Raw genomic sequence first — 17,861 nt, 5'->3', positions numbered from 1 at the left:
TGTCAGCGGTGGCGCCGCCTTGTTCCTGCCGGACGAATTGCGCCCGTAGAGCCAACGCCTACCGGTCCGGTCGTTGATACCGAGGACCCGGCACGCCTCGGCGTTGGTGTAGCCCTGCTGCATGAGCCGGGAGTATGCCTCCCGCTCCCGGCTCAGCTTCACAGGCCCCTGAGCCGTCCGGTCCTCGCGGATCTCGAAGTCCAATACATCCCCTGAACTGGGGTGTTGCAACGACTCCTAGAACCCAAGAACCGCTCCCCGGGCCTTCGACGCCCGTACGGGTCAGGCCTGCCCGTTGGCCGCCTGCTCCTCCGCCACCTTGCGCTTCACCTCGGTCATGTCCAGGCCGCGGGCCTGGCCGATCAGGTCCTCGAACACGTGCTCCGGGAGCGCACCGGGCTGCGAGAACACGAGGACGCCCTCACGGATGATCGCCAGCGTGGGGATCGACTGGATGCCGAACGCGGAGGCCAGCTCCTGCTGCGCCTCGGTGTCCACCTTGGCGAAGACGAGGTCCGGGTGGCGCTCGGCGGCCTTCTCGTACACCGGGGCGAACTGGCGGCACGGCCCGCACCACCCGGCCCAGAAGTCGATGAAGACGAAGTCCTTGCCCTCCGGGCCCGGGACGATCTCGTCGAAGTTCTCCTTGGTCAGCTCGACCGTGTTGCTCATCTCGCGAATCCTTCCCTTCCGAAGGTGGCGGTACAGGCCATGTGCCTGCCAGAACGGCTATGCCCGGTGGGGTATTCCCCGGCTCTTCCCGCCCTCCTCGTCCTTCCCGCGTTGAGCAGGCTGCCACCGTCGACCGTACAGAAGGGTGTCCGGTCCGCGCACCGACGCGGGAGGCGACCCGTTCCCATGCGCACCACACCCCGCACCCGCCGGTCGACCGTCACCGACGGCGACGGATCCACGCTCCGCCGCCACGGCCGGGACGGGAACCACCCCTCCGGGGCCTACGGCCACGGTAGCCGCGCCGCCACCCGGCCGCCCGGGCGCGTGCCCGGCACCCGGCGGCGCCGGGCCCCTGGCCACCGCCCTCGACCAGGAGGCCCGGGTGCGCAACGATGAGATGGTGACCGGGAAGCACCCCGCCGGCGGCCCCGCCGCGCACGGCACGGGGGCCGCGGACGAGGAGCTGATGCGCGCCCTCTACCGCGAGCACGCCGGTCCGCTCCTCGGCTTCGTGCTCCACCTGGTCGCCGGCGACCGGCAGCGCGCCGAGGACGTCGTCCAGGAGACGCTGCTCCGGGCCTGGCGCAACCTCGACCGGCTCGACCCGGCGGCGGGCTCGCTGCGGCCCTGGCTGGTCACCGTCGCCCGGCGGATCGTGATCGACGACCACCGCAGCGCCCTCGCCCGGCCGCGCGAGGTGGACGCGGCGGCGCTGGAGCTGGTGCCCGCCGAGGACGAACTCGACCGGACCCTGCGGATGATGACCGTCGCGGACGCGCTCGGCGACCTCTCGCCCGCGCACCGCGAGGTCATCGTCGAGACCTACCTGAAGGGCCGCACCGCCAACGAGGCGGCCACCGCACTCGGCATCCCGGCCGGGACGGTACGGTCGCGGGTGTTCTACGCGCTGCGCTCGCTCAGGCTCGCGCTGGAGGAACGGGGAGTGACATCATGACCGCCCACCCCGACCCAGCCCGCCCCGTCGGTTCCGGGCACCTCGACGCCGGCGCGTACGTCCTCGGCCTGCTGGAGCCCGCCGAACGGGCCGCCTACGAGCGGCACCTCGCCGACTGCCCGCGGTGCGCCGAGCAGGTGGCCGAACTCGGCTTCGTCGAGCCGCTGCTGGCCGAGTACGCGGACGCCGCGAGGGCCGCCGGCCGGGATCCGGCCGAGCCCGCCCCGCAACCGGACCGGCGGGTCCTGGACCAGCTGGTCGCCGAGGTCACGGCCACCCGGCGGCGGGGCCGGGTGCGGCGACTGGTGCTGGCCCTGGCCGCCACCGCGATGGTCGCCGCGGGCCCGGCCGTCACGGCCGCGGTGCTCTCCGCCGAGTCCACGCCCGCCGTGGTCGCCGTCGCCGAGCAGTTCAGCGGCACTGACCCGACCACCGGCGCCAAGGCCACCGTGGGCGTCGACGGCGAACCCTGGGGGAGCCAGCTCAGCCTCCAACTCTCCGGCGTGCACGGCCCGTTGACCTGCCGACTGGTCGTCGTCTCGCACACCGGAGAGCAGCAGACGGCCACCACCTGGAGCGTCCCGGTGGCCGGCTACGGCGGCCACGACGCCGGTGACGTCCTGCGCACCACCGGCGGCACGGCCCTGTGGCCGCGCGACATCGACCACTTCGAGGTCAGGGTCCAGAACACCGACGCCCTGCTGGTCTCCGTCCCCGTGCACCGCAGCTGACTCGCAACCGCGGGGCAGCCCGCGTCGGTGTCACCCGGTGATGACACCGAAGGCCCGTACCGCCCGACCAGCGCATTTCGCGGCGCCCGCCGAAGGCCCGTACCGCCGACTCCGCGTCACCGGGGCGTACCGGTCCGACGGCGGCCGGCTCCGGCTGGCCTGGTGTTCACGCTGGGTGCGGCGCACTCTGGAGGGGTAACCGATGGAGGTGATCCGCCATGCAGACTCTGGTCGGTTGGCACATCGAGATGGAGTTCCGAGAGGACGGCCCGCGGACGACCGCGGCCGCCCTGCTCCGGCTGGGCGACGGGAGCGAACTGCGGGCCCACGGCTACAGCAGCCGCCACCCCTCCGACCCCGAGCAGCTGAGGGTCGGCGAGGAGATCGCGGGAGCCCGAGCGCTCAACGACCTCGCCTCGCAGCTGCTCACCAAGGCCCACGGGGAGATCCAGGAGGTCAGCCCGGTCCCGACCCACCCGCTGACGTGACCACCCGCCGTCAGTCGGCGCGGTACGTCAGTTCGCGGTACGTCAGTTGGCGCAGTACGAGGCCGGCGGCAGCCACTCCGGCCCGACCAGCCGCTCCAGCTCGTTCGGCGTGATCCGGATCCCGACCGTCCCGGCCAGCCCCACCTTGAAGCGGCTGCGGGCCAGCACGATCAGCGCCGTCAGGCCGTACTTGTTGATCAGCGAGATGCGGTAGCGCGCGGTCGCCTCGGCGTCGCAGAGCCGTGCGCGGGCCGGGAGCCGGCGGCCGGTCGGGTGCCCGTGGGCGTCGCAGGAGCAGATCAGCACCTGCGGGTGGCGCCGAATCCGTTCGGCCTCGCCGGAGTGGGCGAGGGTCCACACGCCGAGCGCAGGACCGTCGGCCACCACCCAGAGCTGGGAGTCCTGCCGGCTGCCGTCGTCGCCGAAGGTGGTCAGCAGGAGGTACCTGCCGTCGGCGAGCCGGTCGGTTCGGTCGTGCACGGTGTCCTCCCTTCCGGTGCGGGGGACGGGTCGGTGCCTCACGCGGGTCCGGGTGAGCACACCCGCCCCGCGGGCCCCTCCATTCTCGCCCCGGGCGGCCGGCACTTCGAGGGGACGGGGCCGCTCGTGTGGGGTGGGCCGGAGCGGTCCGGCCGGGGGAAGGCGAGCGGCCCGCCCGGTGCTCCGTGGAGGAGACCGGACGGGCCGCGTACGCACCCGAGTCGCCCCGAGGGGCGGTACCCCGAGAGGGATCAGTGCACCAGCACCGGCACCTCGTTGCTCTCCGCCGAACCCGAACCCGCACCCGCGCCCGAGCCGGGCCGACCGGCGTTGATGAAGGTGAAGGCGACCACGGCGGCCGCCACCAGGATTCCGAAGGAGACCCAGATCGCGGTGGTGAAGCCGTGCACCATGCCCTGGAACTGCATGGCCTTGGCCGCCGCCGGGGAGGTGACGGCGGTGGCGTGCGAGGTCAGCCAGCTGGTGGTGGCGCTGGCGGCGATGGTGTTCAGCAGCGCGGTGCCGATGGCGCCGCCGACCTGCTGCGAGGTGTTGACCATCGCGGAGGCGACGCCCGCGTCGCGCGGCTGGACGCCGTGCGTGGCGAGGCTCATGGCCGGCATGAACGCGGTACCCATGCCGAGGCCCATCAGGACCAGGCCGGGCAGGATCAGCGCGGGGTACGAGGTGTCCAGGCCGATGTGGGACAGCAGGAACATGCCGACCGAGGCGACCAGGAAGCCGGGCGCCATCAGGTAGCGCGCCGGGACGCGGGTCATCAGCCGGGCGCCGATCTGGGTCGAGCCGGTGATCATGCCCGCCACCATCGGCAGGAAGGCCACGCCGGTCAGAACCGGGCTGTAGCCGAGCACGATCTGCATGTAGTAGGTCAGGAACAGGAACAGACCGAACATGCCGATCACGGCCATGCCCAGCGACAGGTACACCCCGCCGCGGTTGCGGTCCAGCACCACGCGCAGCGGCAGCAGCGGGGCCTTGACCTTCCGCTCGACCAGCACGAACGCGGTCAGCAGCACGACGGCCGCGGCGAACAGGCCCAGGGTGCTGCCGGCCGTCCAGCCGCTGGACTCGGCGCGGGTGAAGGCGTACACCAGCGAGACCAGGCCGGTGGTCACCAGCAGGACGCCGGGGACGTCCAGCCGGCTGCGGTTGCGGCCCTCGGCGGGCTCGCGGATCACCATGACGGCGCCGACGGCGGCCACGATGGCGAACGGGATGTTGACGAAGAAGGTCCAGCGCCAGTTCATGTACTCGGTCAGCAGGCCGCCGAGGATCAGGCCGATGGCGCCACCGCCACCCGCGATCGCGCCGTAGATGCCGAAGGCCTTGGCGCGCTCCCTGGCCTCGGTGAAGGTCACCGCCAGCAGCGACAGCGCGGCCGGCGCGAGCAGCGCGCCGAACACGCCCTGCAGTGCGCGGGCGCCGAGCAGCATCGCGGTGTTGGCCGCGGCGCCGCCGAGCGCGGAGGCGAGCGCGAAGCCGGTCAGGCCGACGATGAAGGCGCGCTTGCGGCCCCACAGGTCCGCGATCCGGCCGCCGAACAGCAGCAGGCCACCGAAGGCCAGGGCGTAGGCGGTGATCACCCACTGGCGGTTGCCGTCGGAGATGCCCAGGTCCGTCTGCGCGGACGGCAGGGCGATGTTCACGATGGTGGCGTCGAGGACGACCATCAGCTGGGCGAGGCCGATGAAGATCAGCGCCTTCCAGCGCCGGGGATCGGGCAGGGTCGCCGGTCGGGCGTCGGTTTCAGGCATGGGGGTACTCACTTCGCGGTGCGTGGTGCGCGAGAAACGGTCAACTTCCGCACGGGAACGGCAGGTTGCCGTACGGGTTCCGTACGGGTGCAGGGGCGCGCGCGGGCGTCCGGCGGCGGTGCCGGTCAGCGGCGCGGTGGATGGAGGCTGGTGGGTCGGATCTGTGGTGGTGGGTCCAGGTGGTCGGTCAGTCCCGGGAGCAGAAGTCCTCGAAGGTCGCCGCCCGGCCGGGCAGCACCGAACGGGCCGGCGTGCGCAGGCCGTCCAGGAACAGCTGCAGGTGCCGGTGGCCGAAGTCCTTGATCAGCCGGCAGGAGGTGCCCGGCAGCGGCCGGGTCATCTGGCTGATCGCGATGAACAGGTCGCCGTGGTCGACGTCGGGCCGCAGTTCGCCCGCCGTCCGGGCGCGCTCCATCAGTCCGCTCACGGCGGCCTGCAGGCGCACTCGGATCTCGGTCAACTCCGGGTCGTCGGGGTGGACGGCACTGGTGAAGACCGCGCTGAGCCCGCCGACCTTCTCTTCGACGGCCGCGTGCGCGAACCGCTGCAGAGCCTCGAACGGACCGTTGCCGTCGACCGCGTCCGCCTCGACCGTCGCCGCCTCGGCGAGGGCCAGGATACGGTTCTTGGCGAGCAGCGCCACCTCGCGGATCAGCGCCACCCGGTCCGGGAAGTTCCGGTACAGCGTGGCATTGCCGACCCCCGCCCGCTTCGCGATCTCGTCCAGCGGCACATCCGCACCGTGCTCGACGAACGCGTCCCGGGCCGCCAGCACGATCCGCTCCCGGTTCCGGCTCGCATCCGCGCGCAACTTCGGCGCACGCACACACCCTCCGGTCCGGGCCGACTCGACGGCGACGGTGGTCACGACGACTGCTCCTCCAGTTTACCGGGGAAATTCTCCCCGCTTCTGCCAACCTACTCGCAAACGGGGAATCCGTCCCCGGAATTTCCGCCCTTAATGTGACCTGCGTCACTATCGCTCGTGGGTGGGCGGGGTCAGCTATCGTCGAAGCCAAACGCCCCGTAACCACTTGCCGGTGTGCTCGTTGCTCCGGGGGGTGCCTAGGCGAAGGAGGAGGGCCCGTGACTGCGATCTCCGAGCGCCCGCAGATGCTGCCTGAGCAGTTCGAGGAGTTCGCCCGTCACATGGGTCGGACCGTCGAGGGCATCCGGCTGGAGTTCATCAACGGGAAGTTGGGGATCAAGCCCGTGCCGGACGGGGACCATGGCCGCATCGTCCAGTGGCTCAACCGAATCTGCATTCAGGCCCGGCCGGAGCTCTATCTGCATGATCAAGGACTGAGGCTTCAGGGGTACCGAGGCGGGCATGCCCGGCCGGACGGCACGCTCGCGGATGCTGACGCCTTCGTCGGCTACGGGGATTGGGCGCCTGCTGGCGAGGTGCTGATGGTCGCGGAGGTCACCTCCTACGACTCCGATACCGACCGCCGCGACCGCATCGAGAAACCCCGCGCCTACGCCGAGACCGGCATCCCGGTCTACCTGCTGATCGACCGGGACTCCGCCGAGGTCATCGTCCACAGCCAGCCCGACGGCGTCCGCTACGAGACCGTCCAGATCCTCCCCTTCGGCAAGACCGTTCACCTCCCCGACCCGGTCGGTATCTCGCTCGACACGGAGCCGCTCAAGAACTGGGTGCGCTGACCCCGGCCATGCCTCCGCCGGGGTGGTACCTCCTCCGGCCTAGGCTGAGGGCGTCCCGGGCGGCCGGTGGGCCGTGGGAGTCGGGAGGGGCCCGGCGGCCGGGTGGGCGAGGAGGCTCGCGATGGGCAGCGGTGAGATGACCGCCAGTGCGCGCTGCGTGGCGGCCGTTCCGTGCTGGGTGAGCCTGATGGCCCGGGACCTGGAAGACGCCAAGGGGTTCTACGGGCCGCTGCTCGGCTGGGAGTTCGAGCCGGGTCCGGACCGCTTCGGTCCGTACGTGCACGCGGTGACCGGCGGGGAGGCGGTGGCCGGGCTGGGGGTCGCGGGCTTGGGGGCGGTGCCGCCCGCCTGGACCAGCTACTTCGGGACGGAGAGCGCCGACGCCGCGGCCGACGCGGTGCGCGAGCGCGGCGGGACCCTCGCGGTCGGCCCGCTGGCCTTCGACGCCGGGCGGGTGGCCTTCGCGGCGGACCCGGCCGGGGCGGTCTTCGGCGTCTGGGAGGGCCCGCTGGGCCGGGCCCGGAGGCTGGACCTGCCGGGCGCGCCGGTCTGGATCGAGCTGCGCACCCCGGACCCGTTCGCGGCCGCGCTGTTCTACGGCGAGGTGTTCCGCTGGGACGGCCGCGACCCCGAGCACTTCGAGGTCCGCTGGGAGCACGACCGGGTGGTGCTGCGGGCGGAGGGGCACAGCGTCGCGGCGCTGGCCAAGGAGCAGGCGGGCGGCCCGGCGGGCATGCCGCCGCACTGGGAGGTCTCCTTCGCCGTCCCGGACACCGACCGGGCGCTGGCCCGGGCCGTGGAGCTGGGCGGTTCGGCGATCGGGCCGGCCTTCGACTCCCCGTACGGCCGGGTGGCCCGGCTGCGGGACGGCGACGGCGCCCGGTTCGCGGTGATCAGCCCGAAGGACTGATCGGCCCCAAGGACTGATCGACCTCAAGAGCCGACCCGCCCCAAGAGCTGATCCGCCCCAAGGGCCGATCACCGCGAACCGGCCGCACGCCGAGCGCCCTCACCCGTCGAGTTCCGCACGCTCCGCCCGCACCCGCTCGCCCAGCGCCGCACGCTCCGCCGCGGGGAGTGCCTTGCGGGCGGCCGGGAACAGCGCCTCCTCCTCCCTGGCCAGGTGCCGTCGCACGGTGTCGGCCAGGCCGCGCAGCAGGGTGTCGAAGGCCGGGTCGGCCGGGCCGAGCCCCTGGAGGTCGGCGAGGTACTGCCCGATCGCCAGGTGGTCGTGGATGCTGCCGAACACCAGCCCGCCGCCGTCCGGCACGTCGTGCTGGATGGCCGGGAAGAGGTGCTCCTCCTCGGCGGCGCAGTGGGTGAACAGCAGGTCGGTCAGCCGGGTCACCAGCTCGCCGCGTTCGGCGGCGCCGCTCGGCGCCGCCTCGATCCGGTCGAGCAGCTCGGTGACCGCCCTGTGGTCGGCGGTGAACTCGCCGAGGATGTCCGGCCTGCGGCTCATGTCGCGCCCGCCTCTCGTACGGGATCAGGGTGATCCGCCCCCGTACCCTCCAGTATCCGGCGCCGCGCCCTGGAACCCCCGGCTCAGCCGTCGTCCCGCCGTCCGGCGAGGGCGAGCAGCCGGGCCTGCGGGCCGGCGTCCGCGTCCACCGTCACCGGCTTGTCGAACAGCCCGCTGCCGGAGAGGTCCCCGTAGCCGGTGAACTGGCCGAGCGCGAAGTCCACCAGCTCCTCCGGGAGCCGGGTGTGCCGCCCGATGCCCTCCGCGAGGTCCCAGCTGTGGATCACCAGGTCGGTGGTGAGCTGGTCCAGGTAGTACTGCCCGGAGGCGTCCCCGTAGGAGAGGTGGACGGTCAGCTCGGTGGCGCCGGGGACGGCCCAGGCCTGGACGGCGGCCTCGGCGGCCTTCGTCCAGGTGGCGACCGGGTCGTCGCCGAGCAGGTCGCCGTCGAAGCGGTCGCCGACCTCGGCGATGGTGGCGCCCATCAGCAGCTCGGGCACCCAGAGCAGTTCGTTGACGAGGTGGTTGACCAGGTCGCGGACCGACCAGTCGGTGCACGGGGTGGGGGTGTCCCACTGGTCGGGCGTGATCAGCCGGATCCTCTCGCCGAAGGCGGCCACCGCCTCGGAGAAGGGCGTGCCGGGCTGCGCGGACCGCTGGTACTGCCTGCGTTGAGTCATGGCTCCACCCTGCCCGCCCCGGGACGGTGGCGCTAGTCACTCGCGATCTTACGGTCCGTTAGTTGTTCAAATTCGAACTCCGAGGTACGGTCGAAGAGCGGCCGGTTCAAATTTGAACAATGGCGCCGGATGGCGCCAGGCCCCGTCACCACACCCCCCTTTGTCCTGCGACGACCGACCCCGATCGATGGAGACGCGCATGCCGAGCAGCAGCCCGAGCACGACCGCCGCCACCAACCCCGCCACCCGCACCGCCCTGGAGGGCTCCGGGCCCGCGTCCACCTCCCCGCACGCCTATGACGTCGGACTCCTGCTCCTGCGCCTGGCCCTCGGCCTGACCATGGCCGCGCACGGCAGCCAGAAGCTGTTCGGCTGGTTCGGCGGCGGCGGGATCGACGGCACCGGTCAGTTCTTCACCATGAGCGGCTACCCGGCGGGCAACGCCATGGCCGTGGTCGCCGGCCTCACCGAGACCCTGGGTGGACTCGCCCTGGCCGTCGGCCTGTTGACCCCGCTCGCGGGCGCCGCGCTCGTCGGCACGATGATCAACGCGCTCGCCGTCACGTGGGGCGGCGGGTTCTTCGCCCCGAAGGGCAACGAGTACGAGCTGCTGCTGACCGCCGGTGCCGCCGCCCTCGCGCTGACCGGCCCGGGCCGCTACGCGGTGGACCGCTTCCTGCCGGTGCTGCGGGCGCACCGCCTGGCGTACGGCGTGGCCGCGGTGCTGGTCGGCCTGGCGACGGCCGGGGTGATCCTGCTGCTCCGCAAGTAGCCGCTCGGCGGGACAACTCGCCTGCGTGGAGGCCGTGGTGACGATCAGTCACCACGGCCTCCACGCGTTTCCCGCGCAAACCGCGCACAGCCCGGAGGCTTCCCAGGGTCATGTGAGGTGTGCCATTGTACATGTCACACTCCCCACCGTGTCCGCGGCGGCGCCACCCGTGCACCGCTGTCAACGGTCCTCGTCACCCCCCACCGGCCGCGCCCCCATCGCGGCCGACGACGGCCCGGAGGCCCCCACGTGAGTCCCGTACGTCCGCTGCGGCTACCGCAGTTGGCACGACTGCTGACGCTCGCCCTGACCCTCGTCCTGGCGATCGGCCTGTTCGCCCCGAGCGGCCACGCCGCCCCCGCCCCCGACTCCGCACGCGGCGGCGCGGCGCCCGCCCGCACCACCCCCGCCCTCCCGGCCCCGCAGCCGGCCGCCGGGGCGCCCGAACGCGGCGACGACCAGGGGAGGTTGGCCTCCGCGGACCGGCGCTCCCCGCTCCCGCTGGACACCCGCCCCGCCGAGGCCCGGACGCCCGCGAAGCCGCTCGCCCGGGCCGCCCAACAGGCCTGCAACGTCGCCGACTTCACCGGCCGGACCGGCAGCGCGCTGGTCCAGCAGATCAAGTCCGTCGACACGCAGTGCATCAACCAGCTGTTCCAGCTCACCGGCACCGACGCCAACGGCGCGTTCCGCGAGGAGCAGATGACCACCGTGGCGTACGCGCTGCGCGACGCCTCGGGCGGCTACCCGGGCGACGACAGCACCGCCGTCGGGCAGTTGGTGCTCTACCTGCGCGCCGGGTACTACGTGCAGTGGTACAACTCCGGCGCCGTCGGCAGTTACGGAACCACCCTGCAGACCGCGATCCGCGCCGCGCTGGACGCCTTCTTCGCCGGCGCGCACTGGAACGACGTCAGCCAGGCCAACGCCGCCATCCTGGGCGAGGCCGTCACCCTGATCGACAGCGCCCAGGAGAACACCCGCTACCTGTGGGTGGTCAAGCGGCTGCTGAACGACTACTCCAGCGCCACCTGGAACCCGGCCGGCATGGCCAACGCGGTGAACCCGGTCTTCACCGTGCTGTTCCGCGGCCACCAGCTGCCCGACTTCGTCGCGGCCGTCCAGGCGGACCCGAGCGTGCTGGACTCGCTGTCCGCCTTCGTGACCCGCAACGAGGACCAACTCGGCGGCGACTACGGCGTGCTGGAGTACAACGCGACCAAGGAGCTGGCCCGCTTCCTGAAGTACACCGCGCTCCAGCCGAAGGTCCGCCCGCTCACCAAGGCGCTGGTCGCGCAGTCCGCGCCGAGCGGCCGCACCGTCTACCAGTGGGCCGCGGCCGCCGAGGCGGTCGGCTACTACGACGCCGCCAACTGCTCGTACTACGGCACCTGCAACGCCGCCGACCAGCTCAAGTCGGGCGTGCTGACGGTGAACTACACCTGTAGCCCGAGCATCAAGCTGATCGCCCAGGCTCTGGACGGCACCCAGCTCAACACCGCCTGCACCAGCCTGACCGGCCAGGACGCCTACTTCCACTCGGTGGTCCGCGACAACGGGCCGGTCAAGGACGACAACAACACCACGATCGAGGTCGTGGTCTTCCACTCCTCCTTCGACTACCAGGTGCTGGCCGCCGCCATCTACGGCATCGACACCAACAACGGCGGGATGTACCTGGAAGGCGACCCGGCGGCCGCCGGCAACCAGCCGCGCTTCCTCTGCTACGAGGCCGAGTGGGTCCGCCCGGCCTTCCAGATCTGGAACCTCAACCACGAGTACACCCACTACCTCGACGGCCGCTTCGACATGTACGGCGACTTCAACGCCGGCATGACCACCCCGACCGTCTGGTGGGTCGAGGGCTTCGCCGAGTACGTCTCCTACTCGTACCGCAAGGTCACCAACGACGGCGCCGTCGCGGCGGCCGCCAAGCACACCTACAGGCTGAGCGACCTCTTCGACACCGCCTACGGCGACCAGGACCGGGTCTACCGCTGGGGCTACCTCGCCGTCCGCTACATGGTGGAGCAGCACCGCGCCGACGTGGACGCCGTGCTCGCCAAGTACCGGGTGGGGGACTGGGCCGGCGCCCGCACCCTGCTCAAGACCACCATCGGCACCCGCTACGACGCCGACTTCGACAGCTGGCTGACCGCCTGCGCGAACGGCGCCTGCGCCACCACCCCGACCGTGCCGCAGGTGCCCGAGTGCACCGCCGCCGACACCCGCCAGCTGGGCGCCGGCTGCGCCCGCAGCAACGTCGCCGCCACCACCGGCAACTACGCGCACTTCTACCTCCTGGTGCCGGCCGGCACCCAGCAGGTGAAGATCACCACCAGCGGCGGGACGGGCAACGGCGACCTCTACTACAACCCCGGCGGCTGGGCGTACACCAACGCCTACGCGGCGCGCTCGGCGGGCCCGGACAACTCCGAGACGCTGACCGTCACCAACCCGCCGGCCGGTTACGTCTACTTCAGCCTCTACGCCCAGCAGGGCTTCAGCGGGGTGACCGTCACCAGCCAGTTCTGACCCGAACCCGTGAGCGGCCGCCCCGGCAACCCCGCCGGGGCGGTCCCGCGCTCCTGCCGCCGCTCGGCGGCCGTCGCCTGTCCCGCCCGTCCGTCCCCGCCGTCCGCCCCCGCCGCCTCACTCGCCGATCCGCACCAGCGCCAGGGTGATGTTGTCCGGCCCGCCCTCCTCGATCGCCGCCTTCCACAGCTCGAAGGCGGCCCGGCCGTCGGCCCGCTCGTCCGCCCGGTGCGACCGGGCGATGAGTTCGGCCAGATCCTCCTCGGGCACCGGGTCGGTCAGGCCGTCGCTGCACACCAGGTAGCGGTCGCCGACGACCAGCGGCGCGGCGCGCACGTGCGGCTCGACGTAGGTGAGCCCGAGCGAGCCGCCCAGGGTCTGGGTGACCACCGAGGTGGTGCGCCGGCCGGGCGGCAGCGGCGGGCTGTCGTCCACGCTCACCCGGTGCAGCCCGTCACCGGTGATCCGGTAGACCCGGCTGTCGCCGACGTTGAAGGCCACCACCTGCTCGGGCAGCAGCACCAGCCCGGCGACCGTGGTGCCCATCGCGGCCAGCTCCGGGTGGTCGGCGGCGGCCGCGTACACCGCCCGGTTGCAGTCCTGGAGCTCCTCCCGGACGGCCTCCTCGCCGTCCAGCCCGCCCCCGGTGGCGGCGAGCCGGCGGGCCACCAGGGCGCTGGCCACCTCGCCGCCGGGGTGGCCGCCCAGTCCGTCGGCCACCGCGACCACGCAGGGCGGGCCGAGCGGGAAGAGCAGGGTCTGCGGGTTGGTGGTCACGGTGGCGCAGAGCGTCCACGGCCCGACCGCGAGGCTGTCCTCGTTGTGCTCCCGCACCAGGCCCTCGTGGCTCAGTGCGCTCACCGAGATGTACGGCGCCATCGGTTCGCCGCCCTTCCGGAGCCGTTCTGCCGTTCTGCTGTTCTGCTGTTCGCCGGAGCCGTCCTCCCGTCGCCGGAGCCGTCCTCCTGCCGTCGGAGCCGTCCTCCCGGTGTCGGTGTCCCGCCTTCCATTGTCGGGGGGAATAACGATCCGCACCCAGGTGCTAAGGTGGTTGAAAGTTGGACTACCTGAGACGTGGGAGAGCATCATGCAGTTCGGAATCTTCTCCGTCGGCGACGTGACGACCGACCCGACCACCGGCCGCACCCCGAGCGAGCACGAGCGGATCAAGGCGATGGTCGCGATCGCCAAGAAGGCCGAGGAGGTCGGCCTGGACGTCTTCGCGACCGGCGAGCACCACAACCCGCCGTTCGTCCCGTCCTCGCCGACGACCATGCTCGGCTACATCGCCGCGCAGACCGACCGCATCATCCTCTCCACCTCGACCACGCTGATCACCACCAACGACCCGGTGAAGATCGCCGAGGACTACGCGATGCTGCAGCACCTCACCGACGGCCGGATGGACCTCATGATGGGCCGCGGCAACACCGGCCCGGTCTACCCCTGGTTCGGCAAGGACATCCGCCAGGGCATCCCGCTCGCGGTCGAGAACTACGCGCTGCTGCACCAGCTGTGGCGCGAGGAGGTCGTGGACTGGCAGGGCCGCTTCCGCACCCCGCTCCAGTCCTTCACCTCCACCCCGCGCCCGCTGGACGACGTGCCGCCGTTCGTCTGGCACGGCTCGATCCGCAGCCCGGAGATCGCCGAGCAGGCCGCGTACTACGGGGACGGCTTCTTCCACAACAACATCTTCTGGCCCCAGGAGCACACCCGGCGGATGGTCGCGCTCTACCGCGAGCGCTACGCCCACTACGGCCACGGCACGGCCGAGCAGGCGATCGTCGGCCTCGGCGGGCAGGTGTTCATGCGGAAGAACTCCCAGGACGCGGTGCGCGAGTTCCGTCCGTACTTCGACAACGCGCCGGTGTACGGGCACGGGCCCTCGCTGGAGGAGTTCACCGAGCAGACCCCGCTGACCGTCGGCAGCCCGCAGGAGGTCATCGAGCGCACCCTCGGCTTCCGCGAGGCCGTCGGTGACTACCAGCGCCAGCTGTTCCTGATGGACCACGCCGGCCTGCCGCTCAAGACGGTGCTGGAGCAGCTCGACCTGCTCGGCGAGGAGGTCGTGCCGGTGCTGCGCGAGGAGTTCGCCAAGGGCCGCCCGGCCGAGGTGCCGGACGGGCCGACCCACGCCGCGCTGGTCGCGGCCCGCAACGACGCGGACGAGAAGAAGAACGAGAAGGCGGAGGTGGCCAAGTGACCGTGTTCAAGCTGGCGGTGGTGAGCGCCGGACTGAGCAAGCCGTCCTCGACGCGCCTGCTGGCGGACCGGCTCGCCGAGTCGACCGTACGCCAACTCGCCCTCCAGGGTCGGGAGGTGGAGGTCACCGTGGTCGAACTGCGGGACCTCGCCGGGGACATCGCCAACAACTTCGTCACCGGCTTCCCGGCCGCCGCGCTGCGCGGGGCGATCGAGGCGGTGACGGACGCGGACGCGCTGATCGCGGTGACGCCGATCTTCACCGCCTCGTACAGCGGCCTGTTCAAGTCCTTCTTCGACGTGATCGACCAGGACGCGCTGACCGGCAAGCCGGTGCTGATCGCCGCCACCGGCGGCACGCCCCGGCACTCGCTCGCCCTGGAGCACGCCGTGCGGCCGCTGTTCAGCTACCTGCGCGCGGTGGTGCTGCCGACCGCCGTGTACGCGGCCACCGACGACTGGGGCGCGGCGGGCGACGGCCACACCGACGGGCTGCCGCGCCGCATCGACCGGGCGGCGGGCGAGCTGGCGGCCCTGCTGGCCGGCCGCACCCCGGCGGAGCCCTCGCTGCCCGAGCAGGTGGTCCCGTTCGCCGAGCAGCTGGCGGCGCTGCGGGTCTGAAGCCGGGGTCCGAACCGGACCGGGGGCGGGTGCGCGACGAAGCGCACCCGCCCTTTTCCCGTGCCGGAGGAGGCGCCCGTGAGGGCCTGCCACTCGAACGGCCCCGTCGGAGGCTCCTCCGACGGGGCCGTTCGACCCTCCGTGAGGGCCGTTCGGCTGTGTGTCGATCGTGCCGGATTGTCCGCTGTGCGATGTAATCGTTGGCATGATCAGATTCATGCTGCTCCGAAACGCGGCCATCGTCGCCCCGCCCGGCTGAAGCTGAAGGTCGGGCACCACCCGCGGCGGATCCTCGACGACCGCCGCGCCCAGTGGGCAGCCACCCCGGTGTCCTGAACCCCGGCGTCCTGAACCCCGGCGTCCTGAGGAGGACCCCCACCATGCAGGCCGAACCGCAAGCCGTGCTCTCCCCGCTGACCAGCGCGGCCGTCTTCCTGGTCCTCACCGTCGAACCCGGCGGCGAGGACGCCGTCCGCGAACTGCTGCCCGACCTCGCCGGACTGCGCCGGGCCATCGGCTTCCGGGCCCCCGAGGGCGGTCTCACCTGTGTCACCGGCATCGGCTCCGACGCCTGGGACCGGCTCTTCGCGGGCCCCAGGCCGGCCGGCCTGCACCCCTTCCGGGAGGTGGCCGGCACCCGCCACCGGGCCCCGGCCACCCCCGGGGACCTGCTGCTGCACGTGCGCGCCGAGCGGATGGACCTCTGCTTCGAACTGGCGGGGCGGATCGTCGACCGGCTCGCCGGGGCGGCCACCGTGGTCGACTCCGTCCAGGGCTTCAAGTACTTCGACGACCGGGACCTGCTCGGTTTCGTGGACGGCACCGAGAACCCCGAGGGCCGGGCGGCCGAGCGCGCCGCCGTGGTGGGGGAGGAGGACCCGGAGTTCGCCGGCGGCAGCTACGTCGTCGTCCAGAAGTACCTGCACGACATGGACAAGTGGAACGGGCTGAGCGTCGAGGAGCAGGAGGGGGCCGTCGGCCGCACCAAGCTCGCCGACATCGAGCTCGCCGACGACGTCAAGCCCGCCGACTCGCACGTCGCGCTCACCGTGATCGCCGGCCCGGACGGGGAGGAGCGGCAGATCGTCCGCTTCAACATGCCGTTCGGCTCCTTCGGCTCCCAGGGCGGCGGCGCCGAGGCCGGCACCTACTTCATCGGCTACGCGAGCGACCCCGGGGTGACCGAGGAGATGCTGCGCAACATGTTCGTCGGCCGCCCGCCGGGCACCACCGACCGGCTGCTCGACTTCTCCACCGCCGTCACCGGCTCGCTGTTCTTCGTCCCGACGGCCGACTTCCTCGACTCCCCGCCGCCCGCCCCCGGCGCGGCCGCCCCCGTCGCCGGGACCACCGCCGGGACCGCCCCCGCTCCAGCCCCCGCCCCCGGGGACGGCTCGCTCGGCATCGGCAGCCTCAAGCAGACCTCCTGAACAGGACCCCGCCCATGAACAACCTCCACCGGGAACTCGCCCCGATCTCCGCCGCCGCGTGGGAGGAGATCGAGGAGGAGGCCCGCCAGACCTTCAAGCTGCACATCGCCGGCCGCCGGGTGGCCGACGTGAACGGCCCCGAGGGCGCCACCCTCGCCGCCGTCGGCACCGGCCACCTGACCGGCATCGAGCCGCCCCTCGACGGCGTCCAGGCCCACGCCCGCGCCAGCCGCCCGGTGGTCGAGCTGCGGGTCCCCTTCAGCGTCGGCCGGGCGGCCGTCGACGACGTCGAACGCGGCTCCCGGGACTCCGACTGGCAGCCCGTCAAGGACGCCGCCCGCACCCTCGCCCTGGCCGAGGACCGCGCCGTCTTCGAGGGCTACGGCGCCGCCGCCATCGAGGGCATCCGGGCCGCCTCCAGCAACCCGCCGGTCCAGCTCCCCGAGGACGTCCGCGAGTACCCCGAGGCGGTCAGCCGCGCCCTCACCGCGCTGCGCCTGGCCGGCGTCGGCGGCCCGTACTCCCTCCTCCTCGGCGCCGCCGCCTTCACCGCCGTCAACGAGACCAGCGACCACGGCTACCCCGTCCACAACCACCTCGCCCGCCTGCTGGACGGCGACATCATCTGGGCCCCCGCCATCGAGGGGGCCTTCCTGCTCTCCACCCGCGGCGGCGACTTCGAGCTCTTCCTCGGCCAGGACGTCTCCGTCGGCTACCTCGCCCACGATGCGGAAACGGTTCAGCTCTACCTCCAGGAGTCCCTGACCTTCGGCGTGCACACCGGAGAGGCGGCCGTGGCCCTGGACGGCCCGGCGCCGGCGGACGGCACGCGGGCCCCCGGACACCTGGAAGGGTACTGAGTGCCTTTACCAGGGGTACTGAGTGCCGTATTCTCTCGGTGGAGCCTCTGACGCCAGTCGAAGAGAGCCGACACGGCATGCCGGTCCAGGTGGCGCTTGCGGCGCGCGGGTCGCGACCGGGCCGGACTTGGCACTCAGTACCCTCGGCATGACCTGAGGCCATGGATCCAGTGCATCCGTGCACCCGTGACAGGAGAACCGCTGATGAGCTTGAGGATCGTCGTCTGTGTGAAGTACGTGCCGGATGCGACGGGTGACCGTCGTTTCGCGGACGACCACACCACGGACCGGGAGGGCGTGGACGGCCTCCTGTCGGAGCTGGACGAGTACGGTGTCGAGCAGGCGCTGCGGATCGCGGAGGCGAACGAGGGCGCCGAGGTGACGGTGCTGACGGTGGGTCCGGACGATGCGAAGGACGCGCTGCGCAAGGCGCTGTCGATGGGTGCGGACAAGGCCGTGCACGTGAACGACGAGGACATCCACGGTTCGGATGTGATCGGGACGTCGGCGGTGCTGGCGAAGGCGCT

At 72.4% G+C, this 17,861-nt stretch carries 18 protein-coding genes and 1 pseudogene; 12 read left to right on the top strand and 7 right to left on the bottom strand.

The genetic code is table 11. The features are described 5' to 3' along the window. Positions 1-282: 282 nt before the first annotated feature. Positions 283-672: a thioredoxin domain-containing protein gene (locus tag RZ50_RS10445; RefSeq protein ID WP_196947745.1), complete on the bottom strand. Its 390-nt coding sequence runs from the start codon at positions 670-672 to the stop codon at positions 283-285. Positions 673-1,072: 400 nt separating this feature from the next. Between RZ50_RS10445 and RZ50_RS10440 the strand changes: the two genes are divergently transcribed. From RZ50_RS10440 to RZ50_RS10430, 3 genes are all read left to right on the top strand, one after another. After that, positions 1,073-1,630, top strand: a complete 558-nt coding sequence (locus tag RZ50_RS10440) for a sigma-70 family RNA polymerase sigma factor (protein WP_196947760.1) — start codon at positions 1,073-1,075, stop codon at positions 1,628-1,630. Next, positions 1,627-2,361 carry a zf-HC2 domain-containing protein gene (locus RZ50_RS10435; RefSeq protein WP_196947746.1) on the top strand — a complete coding sequence of 245 codons (735 nt, stop codon included), beginning with the start codon at positions 1,627-1,629 and terminating at the stop codon, positions 2,359-2,361. Before RZ50_RS10440 ends, RZ50_RS10435 begins: the two co-directional genes overlap by 4 nt. A 218-nt stretch (positions 2,362-2,579) precedes the next feature. Further along, a complete protein-coding gene (locus RZ50_RS10430; protein ID WP_196947747.1) occupies positions 2,580-2,849 on the top strand; it encodes a DUF1876 domain-containing protein in 270 nt (89 codons plus the stop codon). Positions 2,850-2,891: 42 nt separating this feature from the next. Here RZ50_RS10430 and RZ50_RS30105 read toward each other — a convergent pair whose 3' ends face one another. From RZ50_RS30105 to RZ50_RS10415, 3 genes are all read right to left on the bottom strand, one after another. Beyond that, on the bottom strand, positions 2,892-3,329 hold the full coding sequence (locus tag RZ50_RS30105; protein ID WP_196947748.1) for a PPOX class F420-dependent oxidoreductase: 438 nt from the start codon (positions 3,327-3,329) through the stop codon (positions 2,892-2,894). Positions 3,330-3,580: 251 nt separating this feature from the next. Then, a complete protein-coding gene (locus tag RZ50_RS10420; protein WP_196947749.1) occupies positions 3,581-5,104 on the bottom strand; it encodes an MFS transporter in 1,524 nt (507 codons plus the stop codon). 187 nt (positions 5,105-5,291) lie between these two features. Further along, positions 5,292-5,972: a TetR/AcrR family transcriptional regulator gene (locus RZ50_RS10415; protein WP_196947750.1), complete on the bottom strand. Its 681-nt coding sequence runs from the start codon at positions 5,970-5,972 to the stop codon at positions 5,292-5,294. Positions 5,973-6,217: 245 nt separating this feature from the next. On the opposite strand from RZ50_RS10415, the gene RZ50_RS10410 reads away from it, so the two are divergent. Both RZ50_RS10410 and RZ50_RS10405 read left to right on the top strand, forming a co-directional pair. After that, positions 6,218-6,772 (top strand): Uma2 family endonuclease, encoded by a 555-nt coding sequence (locus RZ50_RS10410; protein WP_254802564.1) that lies wholly within the window; start codon positions 6,218-6,220, stop codon positions 6,770-6,772. Positions 6,773-6,893: 121 nt separating this feature from the next. Continuing rightward, positions 6,894-7,682, top strand: a complete 789-nt coding sequence (locus RZ50_RS10405) for a VOC family protein (RefSeq protein ID WP_254802443.1) — start codon at positions 6,894-6,896, stop codon at positions 7,680-7,682. A gap of 99 nt (positions 7,683-7,781) precedes the next feature. Here RZ50_RS10405 and RZ50_RS10400 read toward each other — a convergent pair whose 3' ends face one another. Continuing rightward, positions 7,782-8,234, bottom strand: a complete 453-nt coding sequence (locus tag RZ50_RS10400) for a hemerythrin domain-containing protein (protein WP_196947752.1) — start codon at positions 8,232-8,234, stop codon at positions 7,782-7,784. 83 nt (positions 8,235-8,317) lie between these two features. Then, complete coding sequence (locus RZ50_RS10395; RefSeq protein ID WP_196947753.1) at positions 8,318-8,914, bottom strand: TIGR03086 family metal-binding protein; 597 nt, start codon at positions 8,912-8,914, stop codon at positions 8,318-8,320. 199 nt (positions 8,915-9,113) lie between these two features. On the opposite strand from RZ50_RS10395, the gene RZ50_RS10390 reads away from it, so the two are divergent. Together RZ50_RS10390 and RZ50_RS10385 are read left to right on the top strand one after the other, a co-directional pair. Beyond that, complete coding sequence (locus tag RZ50_RS10390; RefSeq protein ID WP_196947754.1) at positions 9,114-9,686, top strand: DoxX family protein; 573 nt, start codon at positions 9,114-9,116, stop codon at positions 9,684-9,686. A 249-nt stretch (positions 9,687-9,935) separates the two neighbouring features. Further along, positions 9,936-12,221 carry a M9 family metallopeptidase gene (locus tag RZ50_RS10385; protein ID WP_308271578.1) on the top strand — a complete coding sequence of 762 codons (2,286 nt, stop codon included), beginning with the start codon at positions 9,936-9,938 and terminating at the stop codon, positions 12,219-12,221. Between the two features lie 117 nt (positions 12,222-12,338). Here the strand turns inward: RZ50_RS10385 and RZ50_RS10380 are convergent, their stop codons facing one another. After that, positions 12,339-13,100 (bottom strand): PP2C family serine/threonine-protein phosphatase, encoded by a 762-nt coding sequence (locus RZ50_RS10380; protein WP_196947755.1) that lies wholly within the window; start codon positions 13,098-13,100, stop codon positions 12,339-12,341. Between the two features lie 208 nt (positions 13,101-13,308). Here RZ50_RS10380 and RZ50_RS10375 point away from each other — a divergent pair, with 208 nt between their 5' ends. From RZ50_RS10375 to RZ50_RS10355, 5 genes and pseudogenes are all read left to right on the top strand, one after another. Continuing rightward, complete coding sequence (locus RZ50_RS10375; protein WP_196947756.1) at positions 13,309-14,424, top strand: LLM class flavin-dependent oxidoreductase; 1,116 nt, start codon at positions 13,309-13,311, stop codon at positions 14,422-14,424. Beyond that, a complete protein-coding gene (locus RZ50_RS10370; RefSeq protein ID WP_196947757.1) occupies positions 14,421-15,044 on the top strand; it encodes an FMN reductase in 624 nt (207 codons plus the stop codon). The genes RZ50_RS10375 and RZ50_RS10370 overlap by 4 nt, the downstream gene beginning before the upstream one ends. A 380-nt stretch (positions 15,045-15,424) precedes the next feature. Continuing rightward, a complete protein-coding gene (locus RZ50_RS10365; RefSeq protein ID WP_196947758.1) occupies positions 15,425-16,474 on the top strand; it encodes a Dyp-type peroxidase in 1,050 nt (349 codons plus the stop codon). A gap of 14 nt (positions 16,475-16,488) precedes the next feature. Then, complete coding sequence (locus RZ50_RS10360) at positions 16,489-17,334, top strand: family 1 encapsulin nanocompartment shell protein (RefSeq protein WP_196947759.1); 846 nt, start codon at positions 16,489-16,491, stop codon at positions 17,332-17,334. 204 nt (positions 17,335-17,538) lie between these two features. Further along, positions 17,539-17,861: pseudogene (locus tag RZ50_RS10355) on the top strand (electron transfer flavoprotein subunit beta); the annotation flags it as partial.

Source organism: Kitasatospora sp. SUK 42 (assembly GCF_015776785.2).
Taxonomy (GTDB): Bacteria; Actinomycetota; Actinomycetes; order Streptomycetales; family Streptomycetaceae; genus Kitasatospora.
The sequence above is the reverse complement of the archived record's forward strand: the minus strand, read 5'-3'. Positions and strand labels throughout refer to the sequence as shown.